The sequence below is a fragment of the Pelosinus baikalensis genome (assembly GCF_020819555.1).
Taxonomy (GTDB): Bacteria; Bacillota; Negativicutes; order DSM-13327; family DSM-13327; genus Pelosinus; species Pelosinus baikalensis.
Genome location: NZ_JAJHJB010000020.1, coordinates 70,052 through 93,398, shown reverse-complemented (window position 1 = coordinate 93,398; position 23,347 = coordinate 70,052). Strand labels below are relative to the sequence as shown.

Here is a 23,347-nt window from a genome sequence, read left to right as displayed (position 1 = left end):
TAATGAGTTCACAAAAAAAATGTAACGATGCGGCATGAATTTACAAAAAAATGCAAAAATTTTCGTTTGAAAAAAGAAGGGATTTTCTGGACGAATGGACAAGTATACGATAAGAGAAATCATATAATTTTTTTACAAAACAACAAAATTATCCAATACCGTTACATATAAATATTGTAATTTTGAATAAGGGGGACAGGCTGCATGTTAATGGATAAAGATGAATTCAAAGCCATTTTTGTAAACAATCTGCAAACGATGTTTGGTAAAGGGATTGAGGAAGCGTCTATTAATAATAAATATATGGCCCTAAGCCGAGTTATTCGTGATTGCATTAGTAAGAATTGGGTGGAGACGAATAAAGAGTATAGTGAGACGGGTGTAAAGCAGGTTTACTACTTTTCCATGGAGTTTTTACTGGGAAAAGCACTGGATATGCACTTAGTCAATGGAGGAGTCAAGGAAATCTATCGAGAGGCCCTGGAAGAACTAGGGATTGACTTAAACGAACTGGAAAAGCAAGAAGCAGATCCGGGGCTGGGGAATGGTGGATTAGGTCGTTTAGCAGCCTGCTTTATGGAGTCCATGGCAGCTGTTGGAATACCGGGACATGGCTGCGGCATCCGCTATACTTATGGTTTATTTGAGCAAAAGATTGTAGATCATAATCAAGTGGAATTGCCCGACAATTGGCTGCAGGATGGTTATCCCTGGGAATTTCGTAAAGCGGATAAAGCGGTAGAAGTCAAATTTGGCGGTACCATTAAAAGTAGCCAGCAAGGAGGGCGATGGGTTTTTACTCATGAAAATTATGAGGCTGTATTAGCAGTTCCTTATGATGTCCCCCTTGCTGGCTATCATAATAATACAGTGAATACGCTGCGGTTGTGGAATGCAGAATCGTTAAATGACGGTTTTGATTTTGCTTCCTTTAATCGGGGTAAATATTTAGAAGCAATGGAATATCGGTCCTCCGTTGGTTTAATATCGAAAATATTATATCCACAGGATAATTTTTATGAAGGACGTCTCTTGCGCTTAAAGCAGCAGTACTTCTTTGTTTCTGCTGGACTGCAGAGTATCATTCGGCGCTACAAGAAGAGGTATGCCTCCATGAAGCAATTGCAGAAAAGAGTAGCTGTTCATATTAATGATACCCATCCAGCCATCGCTGTACCTGAGCTGATGCGTTTATTGATGGATCAGGAAGAATTATCTTGGGATGATGCTTGGAAAATTACTACGGAAACCATTTCGTATACCAATCATACCATTATGCCAGAAGCCTTAGAAACATGGCCAGTGGAGATGTTTAAATCGCTGCTTCCAAGGATGTATATGATTGTACATGAAATTAATGAACGTGTGTGCCGCAGTTTATGGGATGCCTATCCCGGAGACTGGGAGCGAATCCGAAGCATGGCAGTGATTGCTGATAATATGGTGCATATGGCCAGGCTTGCTGTAGTCGGCAGTCATAGTGTAAATGGTGTTGCCCAAATACATACGGACATATTAAAAGAACATATTATGTCAAACTTCCATAAATTTTATCCCAAAAAGTTTAATAATAAAACAAACGGCATTACCCATCGGCGGTGGCTGTTAAAAGCCAATCCTGAGCTTGCCGGGATTATAACCGATTGTATTGGACCAAGCTGGATTACTGACCCTCAGAATTTAGAAGAATTTGGGCGATTTGCCACGGATAAGATCATACAAGAAAAAGTTCGGAAAGTGAAACACAATAATAAAAAAATATTAGCGAAGTATATTAAGGAAAAAACAGGTGTTACCGTAGATGCTCGTTCGATCTTTGATGTTCATATTAAACGCATTCATTCTTACAAACGCCAAATACTTAATGTCTTTCATATTATGGATTTATATAATCGATTAAAGGAAAACCCCTCCTTGCCTATTACGCCTCGGACCTTTATTTTCGCTGGTAAAGCAGCACCAGGTTACTATATCGCAAAACAGACGATTAAATTGATTAGTGTTCTGGCTTCGTTAATTAATAAGGATAAGGATATTAAAGGTAAGTTGAAAGTCATCTTTTTAGAAAATTATAGTGTCTCCTTAGGAGAGCTGCTGTTTCCAGCAGCCGATGTAAGTGAGCAAATATCAACAGCTAGTAAAGAAGCTTCAGGGACCGGTAATATGAAATTTATGCTGAACGGAGCGGTAACCATTGGTACGCTGGATGGAGCAAATGTGGAAATCCATGACGCGGTGGGCGATGATAATATCTTTATTTTCGGGCTGACCAGTCAACAGGTGTTTGATTACTATATTCACGGCGGATACGATGCTTGGCAGGTGTACAACAGCGATATACGGATTAAGACAGTTTTAGAACAATTGGTTAACGGCTTTTTACCTTATCAGAGAGAAGAATTTAGACCCTTGTATAATTCCTTACTTGCAGATAATGATGAATTTTTTGTCTTACGAGATTTTGATGCCTATGCAAAGGCGCAGGTCGAATTAGACAAACGCTATAAACAAAAAAATAAATGGATCGAAATGAGCATTCATAACATTGCGCAAGCAGGTATTTTCTCCAGTGATCGCACCATTTGTGAATATGCTCGTGATATTTGGCACACGAAACCAGTAGTCATTACCAAACCATAGTCTGTGAATAGTGATAGGGGAGGTATTATATGGCAGTTCCTATTTCACCAATCAGCCAAGAGGATTTATATCTGTTTCATGAAGGCAGTAACTTTCGAAGCTATCAGTTACTGGGAGCTCATGTTCTCACCGAGAATGGCAAACAAGGCGTGCGCTTTACGGTATGGGCACCAAATGCACAAGGAGTGCGAGTTGTCGGAGATTTTAATGCCTGGCAGGGCGAGGGTCATAAGATGAATCGCGTAGGGGAATCAGGTGTATGGATGCTGTTTATTCCGGGGCTTTTAGCAGGAGATATCTATAAATATGAAATACAGACTGCTGGCGGACAGACGCTTATGAAGGCGGATCCTTATGCTTTCTATGCCCAGCTTCGACCGGAAACCGCTTCTGTGGTCTACAATTTAAACGGCTATCAATGGAAAGATACAAAATGGCAGTCAAGGAACACGAAACCAGTGAATCAGCAGCCTCTATTGATTTATGAGGTGCATTTAGGATCTTGGCGGCGAGGTGCAAACAACACTGTGCTGACATATCGTGAGCTGGCAGAGCTTCTTCCACAATATGCATCTGCTATGGGCTATACGCACATTGAGATCATGCCTGTTGCCGAACACCCTTTTGATGGGTCTTGGGGCTATCAAGCGACGGGATATTATGCCATCACCAGTCGCTACGGTACGCCAGAAGATTTTATGTACTTGGTTGATGTATGTCATGAATATGAAATTGGTGTGATCGTAGACTGGGTACCAGGGCATTTTTGCAAAGATGATCATGGACTTAGGCAGTTTGATGGTACTGCATTATACGAGTATGCTGATGCCCAGCGGGCAGAGAATAAAGGCTGGGGTACTGCCAATTTCGATTTAGGACGTACGGAAGTCCTGAGTTTTCTTATCTCCAATGCTATATTCTGGCTGGATGTCTATCATATTGACGGTATTCGGGTTGATGCGGTTTCTAATATTTTGTATTTAAATTATGGCAGAGAAGCTGGGGATTGGACGCCTAATCAATATGGGGGTGATGGCAATCTAGAAGGGGCAGCTTTTTTGCGCAAGCTAAATGAAGTCGTGTTTGCCCAGCGGCCTAATGTGCTTATGATGGCAGAAGAGTCAACTTCTTGGCCCATGGTATCTTGGCCGACCTATAGCGGCGGCTTGGGTTTTAACTTCAAATGGAATATGGGCTGGATGAATGATATGCTGCGATATATGGAAATCGACCCAGTTCATCGAAAATGGAATCATCATTTGTTAACCTTTTCGTTTATGTATGCTTTTTCAGAAAATTTCATCCTGCCTTTATCTCACGATGAAGTGGTTCATGGAAAGAAATCAATGCTCAATAAAATGCCTGGTGACTATTGGCAGAAATTTGCCAATCTGCGCGCTTTTTATGGCTATTGGATGGCTCACCCGGGAAAGAAATTGTTATTTATGGGCAGTGAGTTTGGTCAATTCATTGAGTGGCAGGATCATGAGAGTCTGGATTGGCACTTAGTGGAATCCCCTATGCATGAAAAACTGCAGGAGTATTGCCGCAGGTTAAATCATTTTTATAAAAAGGAACGATCTTTGTGGGTAGTAGATGGCAATTGGCAAGGATTTGAATGGATCGACTGCAGCGACTATACTCAAAGCGTGATTTGTTTTATGCGTAAGACTGCTAGTCCAGAGGAAACGTTAATTGTGGTGTGTAATTTTACACCTAACGTGCATCAGGCTTACCGAATCGGCGTACCTGCCGAAGGATCTTACCTAGAAATCTTTAATAGTGATTGGGAGGAGTTCGGCGGATCGGGACAAAAGAATACAGGAGTATTAGCAGCAGAAGAGACGGTTTGGCATAATCATTCTCACTCCTTGGCGATCACCCTTCCGCCCTTGGCTACTATCTATCTAAAAAAGACTAAGAAATGAGCGGAAGGTAGCGTCCTAGAAATAAACATAAAAGTGTTGGAATAGAAGTTATGAAAGACTTTTAATAGTAGGGGGCGTTATTATGCACAAAAAAGCGTGTGTAGCTATGTTATTGGCAGGTGGACAAGGAAGTCGTCTTGGTATTTTGACACAGAAGTTAGCCAAACCGGCAGTTCCCTTTGGCGGTAAGTACCGTATTATCGATTTTCCCTTAAGCAATTGTAATAACTCAGGAATTGACACGGTTGGTGTGCTTACCCAGTACAAGCCCTTGGCCTTAAATAGTTATATAGGTATTGGCAGTGCCTGGGATTTGGATCGAATGAACGGCGGTGTGTTTGTACTTTCTCCTTATGTAAAAGAGCAGGGGGGAGAATGGTATAAAGGTACGGCAGATGCGATTTGTCAGAACAGCAATTTTATTGATCGGTTTAATCCGGAAACCGTACTCATATTATCAGGAGATCATATTTATAAAATGGACTACTCATTGATGCTGGAATTTCATCAAAAGCAGCAGGCCGATGCTACCATTGCAGTTATAGAAGTTCCTTTTGATGAAGCCAGCAGGTTTGGAATTATGAATACAGACAAAGAACAGCGTATTATTGATTTTGAGGAAAAACCTGCAGAACCAAAAAGTAATTTGGCATCTATGGGAATTTATATATTTAGTTGGCCGGTTTTAAAAAAATATTTGTTCGAAGACGAGCTTAATCAGAGTTCAACTCATGACTTTGGTCATGATATTATTCCTAAAATGCTGGCAGATAAACGCAACCTTAGGGCCTATTCTTTCAGAGGATACTGGAAGGATGTAGGAACCGTAGAAAGTTATTGGCAGGCGAATATGGATTTGTTGGGAGAGAGACCCGAGCTGAATTTATATGATTCAAAGTGGCGTATTTATTCTTCGAACCCTCCGCGGCCGCCTCATTATACTTCTACTACGGCTAAAATCACGAATTCGATTATTGCAGAGGGATGTTTGATTTTAGGTGAAGTAGAAAATTCCATCCTTTTTCCAGATGTTTATGTCGGACCAGGTGCTAAGGTGAAAAATTCCATTATTATGTCTGGTGCACATATTGAAGATCATGTTGTGACGGACAAGGCGATTATTGGACGTAAAACAGTACTGAAACAAGGAACAGTAATAGCTGCTAAGAAGCTGGATGGGCAGCAGAAGATTGTAGTATTGGATATTGATATGATTATTCCACCCCATACTACGATTGAGGCAAGTCTTTCATGCAGTCCACCAGAAGATGCGCTTTGCAAAAGGGAGGAATAAGATATGATCGATTTGATGGGGATTATCAACCTCAATGAAGCAGAAGAACATTTAGGAGAATTAAGCCGTTCTCGTTCATTGGCCTCAATTCCCTTTGCTGGACGCTACCGGTTAATTGATTTTGTTCTGTCCAATATGGTGAATTCAGAAATTTCTAATGTGGGAATCTTTATTCAACATAAGTATCGTTCTTTGGTAGATCATTTACGTTCCGGCAAGGATTGGGATTTAGCACGTAAACGGGACGGACTCTTTGTTTTGCCGCCGGCTTATACCAGAACTCCGATGCAGGTTCATCGGGGCGATGTAGAAAACTTATACAGCAATTTAGATTATATTTATCAAAGCCGTCAGAAGTATGTTATCATTGCTGGCGCCAACATTGTAAGCAATATGGATTATCGAGGGATCTTAGAATATCATAAAAATACCCAGGCCGATATTACCGTTTTATATACAAAGGCAAATTGTGGAACTCATGATTGTGTAAGATCTAATATTTTAGGACTTGGCCCAGAGGGGCGGGTTCTTACTATCAGTCAGTTTAAAGATACAGGCGGTTATCAAAATATGTCCATAGACATGTTTATTATGAAAAAAGACCTGTTGATTGAATTAGTGAATCAGTGTATTGCCCGTGGCGATTATGATTTTGTAAAGCATTGTATCATTAAGAATGTTAAGAGGTTAAAAGTATATGGATATCATCATCCAGGTTATGTAGCGCGGATTAGTTCTCTTCAAAGCTACTTTCAACACAGCATGGAATTACTCAATCCTCACATTTGGAAGGAGCTATTCTTTAAATCGGGATTAATTTATACAAAGGTCAAGGATGAAGCACCTGCAAAATATATACATGAAACAGAGGTGACGAATTCTTTAATTGCCAGTGGATGCTATGTGGAAGGAAAAGTCGAAAATAGTATTTTATTTCGGGGCGTAAAAGTACATAAGGGAGCATATATTAAAAATAGTGTTATTATGCAGAAGGGGAATATCGGTCCAGGAGTGATCCTCGAAAATGTTATTTGTGATAAGGATGTTCATATTACCGCTAATAAGCAGTTAAAGGGTGAGTACAGTTATCCCCTTGTAATAAAGAAAGGACGGGTGATTTAACTATGACAAAAGTATTAATCGCAGCCGCTGAAGCGGTACCTTTTGCAAAAACAGGTGGATTAGGAGACGTTATTGGCTCATTGCCAAAAGAACTGATTAAGCAAGGTGTGGATGCCAGGGTCATTATGCCTAATTATCAAGATATACCCGAGGGCTTTAAGTCACAAATGGTGTTTAAAAATCACTTTTTTGTGCAGGTTGGCTGGCGGCAGCAATATTGCGGGATTTTAGAATTCGTTTATGAAGGTGTAACCTTCTATTTCGCGGATAATGAGTATTATTTTAAACGACATGGCTTTTATGGTTATGGGGATGATGCGGAACGCTTTGGTTTCTTTTGTCGTGCGGTATTAGAGGCTTTGGACAAAATCGATTTTATGCCAGACATCATTCATTGCCACGATTGGCATACTGGAATGATTAGCGTGTTGTTAGATGCTCATTATCGGGAGAAACCGAAGTATAAAAAAATCAAAACCTTATTTACCATTCACAATTTAAAATATCAGGGTGTATTTTCCCAAGACATATTACATGATATATTGAGTCTAGACTGGAAATATTTCACTCCTGAAGGTGTGGAATTCCACAAAGCTGTTAACTTCATGAAGGGCGGTTTGGCATATGCAGATATGATTTCTACTGTCAGCAGAACATATGCCAAGGAAATCCAAGATCCTTATTTTGGTGAAGAACTAGATGGATTCTTACGGAAGCGTCAAAATCGTTTAGTGGGCATTGTAAATGGCATTGATTATGCTGTATATAATCCAGCGACGGATAAGCTGATTTCCAGTACTTATGATGTGAATACCTTAGAGAAGAAAAAGCAAAATAAGATTGAACTACAAGCTCGCTTGGGCTTACCTGTCAGGGAAGATGTACCGGTCATTGCTATCGTTTCTCGCTTAGTGAGTGCCAAGGGATTGGATTTAGTCGAAAGAATGTTTCAGGATCTGGTGAAACAGGCCGCAATTGCTGGAAAGGATACCTATGATATTCAATTAGTGGTTTTAGGGACTGGCGAAGCGAGGTATGAGAATTTCTTTAAGTACATGGCCTGGCAGTATCCTGGTAAAGTATCTGCCAATATCATGTTTGATGAAGATTTAGCTCATCAAATTTATGCTGGCGCTGATATGTTCCTGATGCCTTCCTTATACGAACCTTGCGGTATTGGTCAACTGATCGCAATGCGTTATGGCTGCTTGCCAATTGTGAGGGAAATTGGTGGTCTGCAAGATACGGTACGGTCTTATAATCAAGAGATCTGCGAAGGAAATGGTTTTACTTTTGTAAACTATAATGCTCATGAAATGGCAGATACAATCAATTGGGCACTAAGAACATTCCAAGATAAGGAATGCTGGAATAAAATAGTGAAAAATGCAATGCAAAGCGATTATAGTTGGCAAAAATCAGCTAAAGAATACAAGGAAATGTATCAAAAATTAATAAAACAGGCGTGATGGTAGAGATATAGCTTTACGAGAGAGAAGGCAGAGAACAGTTCTGATGATCTTATCAGTACGTATTTTCTAACGAGTGAGGGATATAATATGAAGCAAGAATTAATTCTTCATGATTCACAATTGGAGTTTTTTCGCAGCCCCTTTGGGGCTGTTTGTTGTAATCAACCTCTTCTTCTTAATTTGAAAATACAGAGTTCTGTTACTCCTGTAAGTGTTGTACTTCGTTTATGGCGAGAGGATCGGGGTGAAGAAAAAATCTCGATGAAGAGGTTAGAGGATTCAGGACAGGCGATACTCTATCAAGTACAGCTGAATGCTCCCTTAGCTCCTTGCATTATGTGGTATTATTTTATTATTCAGCTGGAGGATACGGTATATTATTATGGAAATCAGCCTGATCGTCTAGGGGGAATCGGCCAATTATATGAGACAGAACCTCCCGGTTATCAAATTACTGTATATAAGAAGGGAGCCGTTACCCCTGACTGGTTTAAAGGATCTGTAATGTATCAAATTTTTCCGGATCGCTTTTATAAGGAAACAGCAGAAGGACAGGTCTTAGCGGCCCCCAAAGGAAGCGTCATTCACGCCCATTGGGATAATCATCCTTATTATATTCGTGATGCAGATACGGGACGGATTGTGTCCTATGACTTTTTTGGGGGAAATTTGCAGGGGATTATTGCAAAGCTGCCCTATTTGAAGGAACTAGGTATTAGTGTCATTTACTTTAACCCTATCTTTGCATCCCCTAGCAATCATCGCTACGATACCGGGGACTATAAAACCATAGATGCCATGCTTGGTGACAACCAAACCTTCACGGCATTGTGCGATAAAGCAAAAGAATATGGTATTGCTGTAATTTTAGATGGTGTTTTTAGTCATACGGGCAGTGACAGCATTTATTTCAATCGGGAAGGAAATTATCCTGAGGTGGGTGCATATCAATCCAAGGAATCTCCTTATTATAATTGGTATCGTTTTAAAGAGTATCCCCACTCTTATGAGGCTTGGTGGGGGATTGACACAATGCCCAATGTAGAAGAGAATGAACCTTCTTATATTGATTATATAATTGAAGGAAAGAATAGTGTAGTTAAGCAATGGCTGCAGCTGGGAGCTAAAGGATGGCGTCTTGATGTGGCGGATGAGCTGCCGGATGAATTTATAAAAAAGATCTATAAAACCATGAAAAATGCGGACCCAGACAGCGTACTCATTGGTGAGGTCTGGGAAGATGCTTCTAATAAAGAGAGCTATGGAAAACTTAGAAAGTATCTGCAGGGCGATGAATTGGATTCGGTCATGAATTATCCTTTCCGCGGAATTGTACTGGATTTTATTCTTGGCGCGATTGGTACTCCTGCTGTTCATCGAAGATTTATGAGTCTTGCAGAAAATTATCCTCGTCAAAACTTTTATGCGATGATGAATTTAATTGGCAGTCATGATGTAGCGAGAGTACTAACCTTATTGGGAGAGGCCCCCTCTCCAGACAGTCTAACTGTTGCTCAGCAGGCCGTATATCGTCTGCCTGCTGACAAACGTCAATTAGGAATTGCTAGATTGAAGATATTGGTTTTATGGCAAATGACCTTTCCCGGTGTTCCCTGTATTTATTATGGGGATGAGGCTGGTGTAGAAGGTTACAAGGACCCTTTCAATCGCAGGACGTATCCATGGGGCCAAGAAGATCAGGAAATGCTAGCTTGGTATAAACAAGTGATTGCAGTGCACAATCGTTACGATATTTTCAAAACAGGAGAATGGATTTCCCTGCCTGCCCATGAGCAGGTATATGGGTATATTCGCAAAATTAGTAACGGCAAGAATGTTTTTAGTCAATCAGCTCAGGATAATACGGCAGTGATTTTATTAAATTCGAGTGTAGATCAATCCATAACCGTGGAACTTCCTATTCGCAAGTGGTGCCATGGTGTCATGGTAGATATACTAAATAATAACCAGGAAATACGGATTGTAAAAGGAATGTTGACGGTATGTTTACAGCCTTTGGAAGGTAAGGTTCTCTTACAAGTGGAAAAAAGTTTTTTCCCGCGCCAAGCAGGAATACTCTTGCATCCGACATCATTGCCTTCTAAATATGGCATTGGGGACTTGGGAAAAGAAGCGTATAAATTTATTGATTTTTTACATAAGAGCAAACAGAAATTGTGGCAAGTACTTCCGTTAAATCCAGTTGGGGATAGTCATTCCCCCTATCAGTGCCCTTCTGCCTTTGCGGGCAATCCTCTGTTGATATCCTTAGACAAATTAGTGAGCTTAGGGCTTTTGAATGCACAAGATCTAGGACAGGTTCCCGACTTTCAGGATGAGCAAGTTGTATTTACTAAAGTAAAAGAATATAAGGAATCCTTATTGTACAAAGCTTTTACGACATTTAGGCAGCAAAGTATATCTCAGGATTATGAGCGTTTTCGTATAGCGAATCATGGCTGGCTTTCGGAATATACTTTGTTTATGGCGCTAAAAACCTATTTTAAGGGGCAGCCATGGCACCTGTGGTCTAGAAAAGTTGCTTTGCGGGAACCGGCAGCGCTGAAGCAGTATAAAGAATTACTGGCGGATGATATTGACTATCACACGTTTTTGCAATTTATCTTCTTTAACCAATGGGAGGAAGTAAAGAAGTATGCGAATCAGCAGCAGGTCAATATTATTGGTGATATACCTATTTTTGTAGCTCACGATAGTTGTGATGTCTGGGCAAATCAGCAGCTGTTTGATTTAGATAAAAATGGCAAGGCACAAACAGTGGCCGGGGTTCCGCCCGATTATTTTAGTAAGACGGGTCAATTATGGGGTAATCCTCATTATCGCTGGGAAGAAATGGCCAAAGATGACTACCGCTGGTGGAGAGAACGGCTGCAAGTCTTATTTTCCTTAGTTGACATCGTCCGTGTAGACCATTTTCGCGGTTTTGAATCCTTTTGGGAAGTTTCTGCCATAGCAGAAACTGCAGAGCAGGGCCAATGGGTAAAAGGACCGGGGGAGAGATTCTTTCGTATTTTGCAAAAGCACTTAGGTCCATTGCCTATTATTGTAGAAGATTTGGGGATTATTACACACGAAGTGGAAGATTTAAAATATGAACTTTCTTTTCCAGGAATTAAGGTGCTGCAGTTTTCTTTTTGTTATGATGAACAGGGGAAATGCATACCTTTTACTTGTGAAAAAAATACAGTTGTATATACAGGGACCCATGACAATGACACAACCAGCAGCTGGTTTGAAAAACTTCTGACAGAAGACCTGGCATTAGCAACATGCATACAGCAGGAAATTGGTCTGTCTGAGGAAGAGAGGATTGCGCCTTATTGGAAATTCATAGATTTTTTATATAGCACTAATGCGGATACTGCCATTGTTCCCTTACAGGATATTTTAGGGTTATCCGGTATAGCCAGAATGAATCTTCCTGGTACGGTAGGTGGTACAAATTGGGCATGGCGGCTGGATAAGAAGCTGCTGACCAATGATATCAGCAGAGATCTGGCTGCACTTACAGAAAAATATGCAAGATAATCATTGAAAAAATAAGGTTATATAGAGGGGAAAAAATGTAAAAACTATTGACGAGAAGGAGGTATCAATAGTAGAATTAAATTAATACCGAACCGGTATAGTATTAATTATGAAAGGAGGTATGTACGTGCAGTTTAACCAAGCCACGGACTATGCTTTTCGCGTTATTATACATTTAGCAGAACTGCCTGAAGGAGAATTAGCCAATAGCCAGGCAATCGCTGAAGAGCAAAATATACCAATCGGATTTTTGCAAAAGATTATCCGTTCTTTAGTAAAAGGAGAATTGGTAAAATCCTATCGAGGAGTGGACGGAGGCTTTGTTTTGGCAACGTCGGCTGAAAAGATCAGCCTTTTAGATGTAATTGAAGTAATGGAGGGACCTTTGGATTTGCAACGATGCTTAAAAGAAGAGTCTGCCTGCACGAAGGGGTGCAATGCAAAATGCCCCGTACATACTTCACTAGCTGTGATTCAAGCAAATTTTACAAAGGCTTTAAGTGAAGTCAATTTTGCTGGTTTGGTGGGAAAATATAAAGAGGAGAGGTAGGGGAAGAATATGGAAGAACTGCTTTTGGCACGATGGCAATTTGCTATTACGACAGTGTACCACTTTTTATTTGTACCGTTGACATTAGGATTGTCCGTATTAGTGGCCGTGATGGAAACCATGTATGTCAGAACAGGTAATGAAACCTATAAAACAATGACTAAATTTTGGGGTAAATTGTTTTTAGTTAATTTTATTATGGGTGTGGTAACTGGAATTGTTCAGGAATTTCATTTTGGTATGAATTGGGCTGAGTATTCTCGTTTTATGGGGGATATTTTTGGTGCGCCTTTAGCTTTAGAAGCCTTATCAGCGTTTTTCCTGGAATCGACTTTTTTAGGGTTATGGATCTTTGGCTGGGATCGATTATCTAAAAAATTACATGTAACTTGTATGTGGCTAGTTGCCTTTGGCAGTAATTTATCGGCTTTTTGGATTTTGGTAGCCAATTCCTTTATGCAGTCTCCAGTGGGGTACGCACTTCGCAATGGACGGGCAGAAATGACTGATTTTATACAGGTAATTACCAATCCATATGTATGGGGACAATTCCCACACACGGTTTTAGGAGGTTTAGTAACTGCTGGTGTATTTGTAACAGCTATTAGTGCTTACTATTTATTAGAAAAACGTCATTTGCCTGTGTTTAAACCTTCCATTAAAATTGGTTTGGCATGCATGCTGGTAAGCACATTGTTAGTAATGGGTACAGGACATTTACAAGCTCAATTTCTCGCTACAAAACAGCCTATGAAGATGGCAGCCATGGAGGCATTGTGGGAATCTGCTGATCCGGCACCTTTTGCAATTGCAGTAGTGGTGGATGAGAAAAACAAAAAGAATTCTTTTGAGATCGGTATCCCAGGTGCATTATCTTTTCTAGCTTATGATAAGTTTTCAGGAGAAATCAAAGGGATTAACGAATTGCAGGCAGCGGCGGAGAAAAAATATGGACCGGGTAACTACACGCCTAATATTGCACAATCCTTCTGGACATTTCGCATCATGGTACTATCTGGATTGTGGATGATGCTCGTGGCAGCATTAGGTGCGTTCTTCTTCTATAAGAAACGGTTAGAAGAGAATCCTTTTATTCTCAAGTTGCTATTGTGGAGCTTGCCTTTTCCTTATATTGCGAATTCTACAGGCTGGATTCTAACAGAAGGTGGAAGGCAGCCTTGGATTGTGGTAGGTTTGCAAAAAGTAAGTGAGGGTGTGTCCACTAATGTAACCAGTACAGAAATCTGGATTTCGATGATTGGTTTTACGGTACTGTATGGAGCATTAGCGGCAGCAGCTGTTTACTTAGTACGTAAGTTTATTATAATCGGACCCTTGGATGAAAAACCCGTTCTAAGTGTGCTGACGAAGACGAAGGAGGCGACATTATGGAACTAAATGTCTTGTGGTTTATCTTAGTAGGAGTCCTATTTACCGGCTTTTTTTTCCTGGAAGGTTTTGATTATGGTGTGGGTATGCTCTTGCCCTTCATTGGGAAAAATGATGTAGAACGACGAATTGTAATTAATACCATAGGTCCATTTTGGGATGGCAATGAAGTATGGATGATTACTGCAGGCGGAGCCTTATTTGCAGCCTTTCCTCATGTCTATGCTACTATGTTTAGCGGATTTTACATGGCGTTGTTTTTGATGTTGGTAGCATTGATTCTGCGGGGTGTAGCCATTGAGTTTCGCAGTAAGGATGAAAGCTCTGAGTGGCGCAGTACATGGGATTGGATGATCTTTATTGGGAGTACTCTACCAGCACTGCTTTGGGGTGTAGCCGTTACGAATTTGATTCAGGGCATACCCATTAATGGGAAGATGCAGTATGCTGGAACTTTCTTTGATTTATTGAGTCCTTATACCTTAGTAGGCGGGATTGCCTTTTTATTAGTATTTTTATTCCATGGAGCATTGTTTCTGACTCTTCGGGTGGAGGGAGAACTCATTGAACGATCCCGTAAAGCAGCGGTGAAAATTGGCTTGCTTGCAGCTTTGGTTTTTTTGGGGCTTGTAGGTTTAACTTACACAAATACGGATTTATTTAAAAGTGGATTAGCCAGCAGCGCCTTATGGGGGGCAGTAGTAGTCTTTGTCGCCGGTTACGTTCTGCTTTGGTTAAAAAGATTTGGTTGGGCTTTTGCCATGAGTGGATTGGCGATTGCTTTTACTACTATAGCCTTCTTCAGCGGTTTATTTCCCCGTATTATGGTGTCCAGTTTAAATCCAACTTGGAGTTTAACCATTTATAATGCCGCTTCTAGTGCGTATACTTTAAAGATTATGTCCTTTGCAGCCCTGGCCTTAGTACCGATTGTATTGGCCTATCAAGGGTGGACCTATTGGGTATTTCGTAAAAGGGTTACGGCTAAAGAATTAGAATATTAATAGTGAATAAGGGCAGCTTTTTAGCTGCCCTTATTCATAAATTTAAAGCAAGTCTTCTTTATTAAAATATTGTGTATATTTTGTAGACTTATGGTATAGTGATGATAGGAGTCTTTGTTTCATTTTAAAAAGGGGGCGATGGGTATGGTTATGAAAATTCTAGAGAGTGATATTGCGAAACTTCCCGATAATTATAGAAATTTTTATCATGAAGTTATAAAATTTATCCCTAGGGAACGAGTTTTTGTTGACCCGATTCGCACATTAGCATATGGTGCTGACGCTAGTTTTTACAGCATGCTTCCAAAAATCGTAATTAAAATAAAAAATGCAGAAGAAATGTCCAATATTTTAAGAAAGGCCAATAAGGTGAAAATTCCTGTGACTTTTCGTGCAGCAGGTACAAGTTTGTCTGGACAGTCCATTACAGATTCTGTGCTTTTAGTTGCTACAGAAGGTTGGCATAATTACTCCATTAGTCCTGGTGGTGAATCCATTGCCCTAGAGCCAGGGATTATTGGTTCTGAAGCCAATGCATATTTAAAATCCTATTCGCGAAAAATCGGACCGGATCCCGCAACGATTAACAATGCTATGATCGGTGGCATTGCAGCCAATAATGCCAGTGGTATGTGCTGTGGTACGGCTGATAATAGCTATAAGACAGTTGAGAGCATGAAACTTATTTTTGCAGATGGTTCAGTGCTGGATACAGGAAGCGCAGCTTCACGAGAAGAATTTAAAAAAAATAATCCTTCCATTATAGAGGAACTTGAAAAAATCTGTGATGAAATTAATGCAGACGCAGAGCTAACACAGCTTATTAAGCGTAAATATAAAATTAAAAATACCACTGGATATGGCCTGAACTCTTTTGTCGACTATTCAGACCCTTTTGACATTATTAATCATTTAATGATCGGCTCAGAAGGGACACTAGGTTTTATTACTGAAATAACCTATAAAACGGTCATTGAACATGAGCATAAAGCTTCTGCATTAATGATTTTCCCTGATATGAATACCACCTGTCTGGCAGTAATGGAACTTGACCGTGAGCTGGTCGCTGCTGCTGAACTGATGGATCGTGCATCCCTTCGTTCTGTAGAGGATGAACCAGGAATGCCAGAGTATTTAAAAACATTATCACCGGATGCAGCTTCTTTATTGGTGGAAGTACGGGCAGGAGATAAGGCTGCCTTAAATCAGTTAATTGAAGATGTAAAAGCACGCTTAGCACATCTTCCTACTGTATTGCCAATTACTTTTACGGATGTTAAAGCAGAGTATGAAGTTTTATGGCATATTCGTAAAGGGATTTTCCCTGCCGTTGGCGGCATGAGGAGACCGGGCACCTCTGTTATTATTGAGGATGTGGCTTTCCCGAAAGAAAGAATGGCTGAGGCCGTGTTAGAACTGCGTAACATTATGAATAAATATAACTATGATGACGGCATCATTTATGGACATGCTTTAGATGGCAATGTGCATTTTGTTGTAACACAAACCTTTAAGAATCAAGAAGAAATCGAACGATATCAGTCCTTAATCAAGGATGTTTGCGACATGGTAGTCAATGAGTATGGCGGATCGCTAAAGGCAGAGCATGGTACAGGCCGTAACATGGCACCATTTGTGGAAATGGAATGGGGTAAAACTGCTTATAGTTATATGCGCAAATTGAAAAAGGTATTTGATGCGGAACATACCTTAAATCCAGATGTTATTATCACGGACAACCAATTGCTTTATATTCAGAATCTTAAGCCCATGGCTCAGGCTCATGAGATCATTGATAAATGTATTGAATGCGGTTTTTGTGAAATTAATTGTCCTTCTAAGAACCTTACAGCTACACCTAGACAGCGTATTGTGGTGCAGCGTGAAATTGCCAGATTGCGCCAAACTGGTGAAGACCCAGAACGTCTTCGTCGTTTAGAAGAAGATTATGCCTATTTTGGTGATGAAACCTGTGCTACAGACGGATTGTGCTCTACCACCTGTCCTGTGGGCATTAATACAGGAGAGCACACGAAGCATTATCGGGCCCAATTAATGGGAGATAATGGAAAATCCATTGGACGTTTCATTACGAAGAATTTTGCCGGTGTAACAACTATGGCACGTTTGGGACTATCTAGTGCTAAAATAGCACACTCCGTACTCGGTACTTCTTTAATGGGCGGTATTGCTGGTGGACTTCATTCCATCAGTGGTCATAAAGTGCCTTTATGGAATCCTTGGATGGCAGGACCTGGTCAGACTCCTGATCCTTCCCGTTCCAAAAAAGGTGTGGCTGGGCGTAAAGTGGTGTATTTTCCAAGTTGTGTGAGTCGTACTATGGGGGGCGCTGCTCCTGGGGATCGGGATAAACGTCAGCTTAGTCAAGTAATGATTCAATTGATGGAAAAAGCCGGTTATGAAGTCATTTTCCCTCGCGAGATGGATAAGCTGTGCTGCGGTATGCCTTTTGAAAGTAAAGGGCTATTTGAGTCGGCTGATAAGATGAGCAGTGAATTGGAAAAAGAATTATTAGTTGTGAGCAACAATGGGGAGTATCCTATTGTTTGTGATACAAGTCCTTGTATTTATCGTATGCGAAAAGTAATGGACAAGAAGCTGAAAATGTATGAACCCGTAGAATTTATCCACGATTACCTGTTTGACTTGCTGGAATTCAAACAACAGCCGGAAACCATTGCTGTACACGTAACTTGTAGTTCAACTAAATTAGGGCTGAAAGAGAAGTTTAAGAAATTAGCAGAAGCTTGTGCGACGAAGGTGGTCATGCCAGAGAGGGTTAGATGTTGTGGATTTGCTGGTGATAAGGGCTTTGAAGTACCAGAATTAAATGAATCTGCTCTAGCTGAACTCAAAGACAGCTTACCTGTGGATTGTACTTCTGGCTATTCAAATAGCCGTACTTGTGAAATGGGCCTAGCCCATCGCAGCGGTCTTAGCTATCAATCCATGGTATTTTTGGTTGATCGTTGTACAGTAGCAAAATAACAAGTACGTCATTACAATAATATGGAGTTTCAAAAAGTTATGCTTCCTATTAAACAGTAGGAAGCATAACTTTTGTTACTATTAAAACTCTATGAACCACAAAGGCACAATGCCGCTGATGCGGCACACAAAGGAGAACACAAAAATAAGTTTTAAATAACCCCTTTGTGTACTTTGTGCCTTTGTGGTTCAATTCATTTTAAATGTTTTGCGCCAAGGAGCGGTTAAAATGTTTTAAAAGTCAAATAGGAGTAGAGTAATTTTTTTTGCAGAGAGAGGAACGATTAGGGAGAATCGTGAATATATTGATGAATATATGAGAAATGTAGAAGATATTGGAGTCTGATGTAATTGGATGACATGGAACAGGGGTATTCTCGGTTACTAAAGAAAAAGCAGAAAAAAGCGATTCAATTATCCAAGCAAATTGCTTTCGTGCAATATATTATAGCCACAGTGATTAGTTTGTCCATCCTATTATGCCTAGTGTGGTTAGGGTGGCAGTATGAAGGCACTCGTGTGACAGTTGCAAAATCATCTGGGCATCAAGTAATTACTTCTCAGCAGCCTGTGGCAGGGTCTAGTTATTTACAGGCATTCCCGATGGTCGATGGGGTGGCAGGAGCTTCAGCAACCTTAAAAGGAGCTTTGCCAGCTTGCCGAATTGTCATTAATTTACCTAGTCGCACTCTTGATTTTTATAATGAAAATCAGTTAGTAAAAACCTATCCTGTAGCGATTGGTAAACCTGCTACACCGACACCCATTGGCAGTTTTACGATTCGATATAAAGAGATAAACCCTTGGTGGTATCCTCCTAGAAGTAAGAAGGTTGTACCTTCTGGTCCCGATAATCCTTTGGGATATCGTTGGATGGAGTTTGCCCCTTTATACGGTATTCACGGCACGAATGAACCGTGGGCAATTGGAGGCTGGGTTTCAAACGGTTGTGTCCGCATGGCTGAACCTGATGTGGAAGAATTATTTGAAGCTGTTCCCAAAGGGACCGGCGTATACATACAGTATGATTTGGTGAGAATAGAAAAAAATCCCATGGGGGAAGTTTCCATAGGGATCTATCCTGATATATACGGTTTAAAAAGACAGCCCGTCACAGTTCTTGAGATCGAACATAAGCTGCTTGAGGCTGGTATGCCTAACTTCGTGGACGCCAGTATCCTGCAAGGTATAATTGTTCAGCGTAAGGGTCAGCAAAATCCTTTGTTTCAAGTACATAATTTCAAAGTGAATGGAGTACTTCTGCCAGATCCGATTATTGCCAGTCAGGGACAAAACTTTGTTCCAATTTGGGCAGTAGCGAATTTTTTTCACACGGATGTAGTATGGGATGAACAGCAGCAGTTGGTATACAGTCATCAGCAGGTTGTGCCTGGTTTTGTAAAAGGACAGATTCTCTATGTAACCCAACAAGATGTACAGTCTTTGTTTGGTGGTATGTGGCTTTGGAAAGAGATTGATAATTGCTGGGAGTTATCGGCTTTTGCAATTGGAAAGGGCAGCTCGGCAGGGCAGCAGAAATAAAAATATTGCATGTTAGGAAAAAGCTCGTTATTATAGAATAAGATAGTTATTGCGCTGACAAATCCTTTGGCCTGTGAAAAGAAACTACTACGGCAGCATGATGACATGCTGCCTTTTTCCAGTAAGTAAATAAAGTAAAAGTATTAGTTTTATCGGTGGGAAAAAATGAAATTTTATGAACCACAAAGGCACAATGCCGCTGCTGCGGCACACAAAGGGGACACAAAAATATAAAAAAGTCCTTTGTGTCCTTTGCGTCTTTGTGGTTCGATTCGTTTTATATGTTTTAAAGGATATATTAGCGTTTTCTTATAAGAGACAAGCTTATGGTGAACCGAATTTTTTTAGCAGATATAGAAGGACAGGAGTATACATATGGTTGATAAACGACTTATGAATCAGCTGAAACAGCATCGACGGCAGTTTTCTGTATTGGTTGGCCTAGGGCTGGGTGGTGGGGTGCTCGCTGTATTGCAGGCTGATTTTATGGCTAAAATTATAAATGGTGTTTTTTTAGCCCAATTGGATTGGGCAGGAGTCAGCCAGTGGATGGCTGCTTTATTTGTTGTAATGACTTTGCGCAGCATATTTGTTTGGTTAATTGAAGTGACGGCCCATTCTTTGGCTGCTTATATAAAAAAGTCTATGCGGCAAAGGATCTTGACTTCGCTTTTTGCTTTAGGACCCATGTATATCCGAAGGCAGCAAACAGGAGAATTAATTAATGTGCTGGTGGAGGGCGTAGAAAATCTGGAGCCTTATTTTGCGAAGTTTCTGCCCCAATTATTTACGGCCGTTATCGTTCCTCTTGTTGTGTTGTCAGTAGTATTTCCTCTTGATATGACTACGGCTATTATTTTATTGCTGACTGCGCCGCTGATTCCTGTCTTTATGATATTTATAGGACGCACAGCAGAGCAGGTTAATAAGCGTCAGTGGGAGACCTTATCTCGTCTGAGTGCTCATTTCCTGGATGTGCTGCAGGGCTTGACTGTGTTAAAAATTTTTGGACGCAGTATTGAGCAGATACAGGTCATTCATCGTATGAGTTCAGAGTTTCGAGATAAGACTCTTGGCGTGTTAAAAATTGCGTTCTTATCGGCTTTGGTGTTAGAGTTAGTCGCAACGATTAGTACGGCCTTAGTGGCTGTAACTATAGGACTGAAGCTGTTGTATTTTAAGATGGAGTTCAACCAAGCTTTTTTCTTATTGCTCTTGGCTCCTGAGTTTTACTTGCCTTTGCGTCAATTAGGTACTCATTTTCATGCAGGAATGGCTGGAAGTGCAGCAGCAGAACGTATCTTTGGAATTTTATCCTTGCCTAAAAGCCGAGAGAAGGGGAGGACGATCTCTCTGCCACGGCAGCAGCAAGTGAGTATTGCCTTTGAAAATGTACATTATGCTTATGACAATAGGGAGCGCCCAGCATTAAATGGCGTATCTTTTGCAATAGAGCCAGGAGAGACCGTGGCTTTAGTCGGAGCCAGCGGTTCTGGAAAAAGTACGATTGCCAGTTTATTATTAGCATTTATGCACCCTGATGAAGGGCATATCACAGTCAATGGTATGAATTTGACCGATATAAAACTAGAAGACTGGTTATCCCAGGTTGCTTTTGTGCCTCAGTCCCCCCATTTATTTTATAAATCAGTGGCGGATAACATTCGATTAGGGCGAGAAGATGCCAGCTTGGAGACGATCATGCAAGCGGCAAAAAATGCTGGTGCTCATGAGTTTATTATGGGGTTGCCAGAAGGCTATGATACTCTGGTGGGAGAAGGCGGACATGGATTAAGCGGCGGAGAGTGTAAGCGCTTAGCTATTGCCAGGGCATTTTTGCAGGATGCTCCTTTTTTACTGTTAGATGAAGCGACTGCAGGCCTAGATCCGCAAAGTGAAGCTGTAATTGATGAAGCGTTAAGCAGACTGATGCAAAAGCGTACCGTATTAATTATTGCTCATCGACTGAGTACTGTGTACAAAGCTCATTGTATCGTGGTGCTTCATGACGGAAAACAGGCTGAAGCTGGACCCCATGAGGAATTAATGAAGAATCAGGGTTTATATTCTCAGCTGGTGTTGGCCTTTAGAGGTGGAAAATGAGTATATTCCTACGTTTATTGCAGATTATGGGTTCTTCTTGGCAGACAATGGTGATGGCGGGTCTCTTCGGTTTTTTAACCGTTGGGAGTAATATTGGATTGATGGCAGCATCTGCATATTTGATTTCTGGTGCTGCTTTGCATCCTTCCATTACAGAGTTGTCCATTGCCATTGTGGGAGTGCGTTTTTTTGGAATCGCCCGGGCGGTTTTTCGTTACTTAGAACGTTATGTTTCTCACGATGCCACATTTCGTTTGTTAGGTACCGTACGGGTATGGTTTTATACAAAGTTAGAAGGCTTAGCACCAGCTCGGCTTTTGGAATGGAGAAGCGGTGAGCTTTTTAGTGCTATCGTTAGTGATGTGGAGACGCTAAAGGAATTTTATCTTCGGGTGTTGGCTCCCCCTTTCATTGCAATTTTGGTGGTAGTTGGCACATGTTTGTTTCTGGCACAATTTAATTTGGTCTTTGTGTATGTACTAACCGGCGGAGCGATATTCCTTGGGGTACTCTTGCCCCTGGCAGTTTCTCGGGCACAAAAATCCTTGGCAGAGGAGTTAGTGGCTGCGAGGATGCAGATGAAAGCCCAATTGGTGGATAGCATTACAGGCATTGTGGAGCTTGCCGCTTTTGGTCAGACTCACCGCCAAGCGCAGTATATTTCTGAACTTGACGAAGAATTGGCAGGGATTCAAGGCAAAGTGGTGAACCAGGCAGGGGTGATCGATGCCCTGGGGTTATTCATCGTAAATGCTACAGTGTGGCTAGTCCTGTGGTTTGCGATACCCTTAGTACACGGTGGTCAGTTGGAGGGTATTTATTTAGCAGTTGTAGCCCTAACGGTGCAAAGCAGCTTTGAGGCTGTGCTGCCGCTGCCATTGGCAGTACACTATTTGGCTGAAAGCATGGCAGCCGCCAGGCGGCTGTTTGGGATTGTCGATCGGGTGCCGACGGTTATTGAACAGAGCGAAGGTATTTTAACCGGGACGGATGCGACGCTTACAGTAAAAGACTTGAGTTTTCGTTATCGTGCAAATGGGGCGGCAGTCTTGCGTAACATTTCCTTTACCGTTGCTTCTGGGCAAAGTGTGGCGATTGTTGGTCCAAGCGGGGCGGGAAAAAGTACATTATTGTACGTTTTGTTGCGTTTTTGGGAGTATGAAGAAGGAAGCGTTCTCCTTGGCAATCATGAGTTAAAGAAGTATCAGTCCCAAAATCTACGGAATATGTTTAGTGTAGTATCTCAGCAAAGCCATATGTTTAATGCCAGTATTCGGGATAATATTTTACTGGCAAAACCTGATGCCAGCGAAGCAGAGTTTGAGCAAGTAATAGAGAATTCAGAGCTGACTGAGCTGCTAAAATCTTTGCCACAAGGTTCGGATACGATGGTGGGGCAGAATGGTTATGCTTTATCCGGAGGGCAGCGTCAGCGCATTGCTATTGCACGGGCTTTACTGCGAAATGCTCCCATTCTCATTTTAGATGAACCAACTGTTGGGCTTGATTCTTTAACAGAAGAGGCTGTTATGGAAACTCTTGCCAAGTTAATGGCAGGGCGTACTACAATTTTAATCACCCATCGCTTGACAGGTCTTAAGCATATGGATACTATTTTTGTGCTTGAGGCTGGAAGGATTATTGAGCAGGGGACGCAGGAAGAATTATTGGAAAATGCAGGTTTATTTTATCAGTTATGGCATTTACAGCATGATGTGGTATAATATTCTAGGAAAAGGTTATAT

Annotated in this window: 13 protein-coding genes; all 13 read left to right on the top strand. The window is 41.1% G+C overall.

Going from position 1 to position 23,347, the window contains the following annotated elements:
* The first annotated feature begins 204 nt into the window (after positions 1-204).
* The 13 genes from LMF89_RS14775 to cydC all read left to right on the top strand — a co-directional run bounded on the left by LMF89_RS14775 (position 205) and on the right by cydC (position 23,326).
* A complete protein-coding gene (locus LMF89_RS14775) occupies positions 205-2,640 on the top strand; it encodes a glycogen/starch/alpha-glucan phosphorylase (protein ID WP_229535759.1) in 2,436 nt (811 codons plus the stop codon).
* Between the two features lie 29 nt (positions 2,641-2,669).
* The gene (gene glgB, locus LMF89_RS14770; protein WP_229535758.1) at positions 2,670-4,568 is read left to right on the top strand and encodes a 1,4-alpha-glucan branching protein GlgB; all 1,899 of its coding nucleotides are present in this window, start codon (positions 2,670-2,672) and stop codon (positions 4,566-4,568) included.
* Between the two features lie 82 nt (positions 4,569-4,650).
* Positions 4,651-5,862, top strand: a complete 1,212-nt coding sequence (locus LMF89_RS14765; RefSeq protein WP_255711387.1) for a glucose-1-phosphate adenylyltransferase — start codon at positions 4,651-4,653, stop codon at positions 5,860-5,862.
* 3 nt (positions 5,863-5,865) lie between these two features.
* A complete protein-coding gene (gene glgD / locus LMF89_RS14760) occupies positions 5,866-6,984 on the top strand; it encodes a glucose-1-phosphate adenylyltransferase subunit GlgD (protein ID WP_229535757.1) in 1,119 nt (372 codons plus the stop codon).
* 2 nt (positions 6,985-6,986) lie between these two features.
* On the top strand, positions 6,987-8,453 hold the full coding sequence (glgA, locus tag LMF89_RS14755; RefSeq protein WP_229535756.1) for a glycogen synthase GlgA: 1,467 nt from the start codon (positions 6,987-6,989) through the stop codon (positions 8,451-8,453).
* 90 nt (positions 8,454-8,543) lie between these two features.
* Entirely contained in the window at positions 8,544-12,005 is a 3,462-nt protein-coding gene (locus tag LMF89_RS14750) for a bifunctional glycogen debranching protein GlgX/4-alpha-glucanotransferase (protein WP_229535755.1), read from the top strand.
* A 127-nt stretch (positions 12,006-12,132) separates the two neighbouring features.
* Complete coding sequence (locus LMF89_RS14745) at positions 12,133-12,555, top strand: RrF2 family transcriptional regulator (RefSeq protein ID WP_229535754.1); 423 nt, start codon at positions 12,133-12,135, stop codon at positions 12,553-12,555.
* Between the two features lie 9 nt (positions 12,556-12,564).
* Entirely contained in the window at positions 12,565-13,953 is a 1,389-nt protein-coding gene (locus tag LMF89_RS14740) for a cytochrome ubiquinol oxidase subunit I (RefSeq protein ID WP_229535753.1), read from the top strand.
* Entirely contained in the window at positions 13,944-14,948 is a 1,005-nt protein-coding gene (gene cydB / locus LMF89_RS14735) for a cytochrome d ubiquinol oxidase subunit II (RefSeq protein ID WP_229535752.1), read from the top strand. The genes LMF89_RS14740 and cydB overlap by 10 nt, the downstream gene beginning before the upstream one ends.
* A gap of 144 nt (positions 14,949-15,092) precedes the next feature.
* The gene (locus LMF89_RS14730; protein WP_229535751.1) at positions 15,093-17,957 is read left to right on the top strand and encodes an FAD-binding and (Fe-S)-binding domain-containing protein; all 2,865 of its coding nucleotides are present in this window, start codon (positions 15,093-15,095) and stop codon (positions 17,955-17,957) included.
* 360 nt (positions 17,958-18,317) lie between these two features.
* Positions 18,318-19,499, top strand: a complete 1,182-nt coding sequence (locus LMF89_RS14725; RefSeq protein ID WP_229535767.1) for a L,D-transpeptidase — start codon at positions 18,318-18,320, stop codon at positions 19,497-19,499.
* A gap of 375 nt (positions 19,500-19,874) precedes the next feature.
* Positions 19,875-21,602 carry a thiol reductant ABC exporter subunit CydD gene (gene cydD, locus LMF89_RS14720; RefSeq protein ID WP_229535750.1) on the top strand — a complete coding sequence of 576 codons (1,728 nt, stop codon included), beginning with the start codon at positions 19,875-19,877 and terminating at the stop codon, positions 21,600-21,602.
* Positions 21,599-23,326 (top strand): thiol reductant ABC exporter subunit CydC, encoded by a 1,728-nt coding sequence (cydC, locus tag LMF89_RS14715; protein WP_229535749.1) that lies wholly within the window; start codon positions 21,599-21,601, stop codon positions 23,324-23,326. Before cydD ends, cydC begins: the two co-directional genes overlap by 4 nt.
* The last annotated feature ends 21 nt before the right edge of the window (positions 23,327-23,347 follow it).

What these genes read in the sequence shown, in the direction of transcription:
- LMF89_RS14750 (WP_229535755.1), top strand. Translation starts at nt 8,544, where the DNA reads ATGAAGCAAGAATTAATTCTTCATGATTCACAATTGGAGTTTTTTCGC.
- LMF89_RS14740 (WP_229535753.1), top strand. Translation starts at nt 12,565, where the DNA reads ATGGAAGAACTGCTTTTGGCACGATGGCAATTTGCTATTACGACAGTG.
- glgD (WP_229535757.1), top strand. Translation starts at nt 5,866, where the DNA reads ATGATCGATTTGATGGGGATTATCAACCTCAATGAAGCAGAAGAACAT.
- LMF89_RS14730 (WP_229535751.1), top strand. Translation starts at nt 15,093, where the DNA reads ATGGTTATGAAAATTCTAGAGAGTGATATTGCGAAACTTCCCGATAAT.
- glgA (WP_229535756.1), top strand. Translation starts at nt 6,987, where the DNA reads ATGACAAAAGTATTAATCGCAGCCGCTGAAGCGGTACCTTTTGCAAAA.
- cydC (WP_229535749.1), top strand. Translation starts at nt 21,599, where the DNA reads ATGAGTATATTCCTACGTTTATTGCAGATTATGGGTTCTTCTTGGCAG.
- cydB (WP_229535752.1), top strand. Translation starts at nt 13,944, where the DNA reads ATGGAACTAAATGTCTTGTGGTTTATCTTAGTAGGAGTCCTATTTACC.
- glgB (WP_229535758.1), top strand. Translation starts at nt 2,670, where the DNA reads ATGGCAGTTCCTATTTCACCAATCAGCCAAGAGGATTTATATCTGTTT.
- LMF89_RS14775 (WP_229535759.1), top strand. Translation starts at nt 205, where the DNA reads ATGTTAATGGATAAAGATGAATTCAAAGCCATTTTTGTAAACAATCTG.
- LMF89_RS14765 (WP_255711387.1), top strand. Translation starts at nt 4,651, where the DNA reads ATGCACAAAAAAGCGTGTGTAGCTATGTTATTGGCAGGTGGACAAGGA.
- cydD (WP_229535750.1), top strand. Translation starts at nt 19,875, where the DNA reads ATGGTTGATAAACGACTTATGAATCAGCTGAAACAGCATCGACGGCAG.
- LMF89_RS14725 (WP_229535767.1), top strand. Translation starts at nt 18,318, where the DNA reads ATGGAACAGGGGTATTCTCGGTTACTAAAGAAAAAGCAGAAAAAAGCG.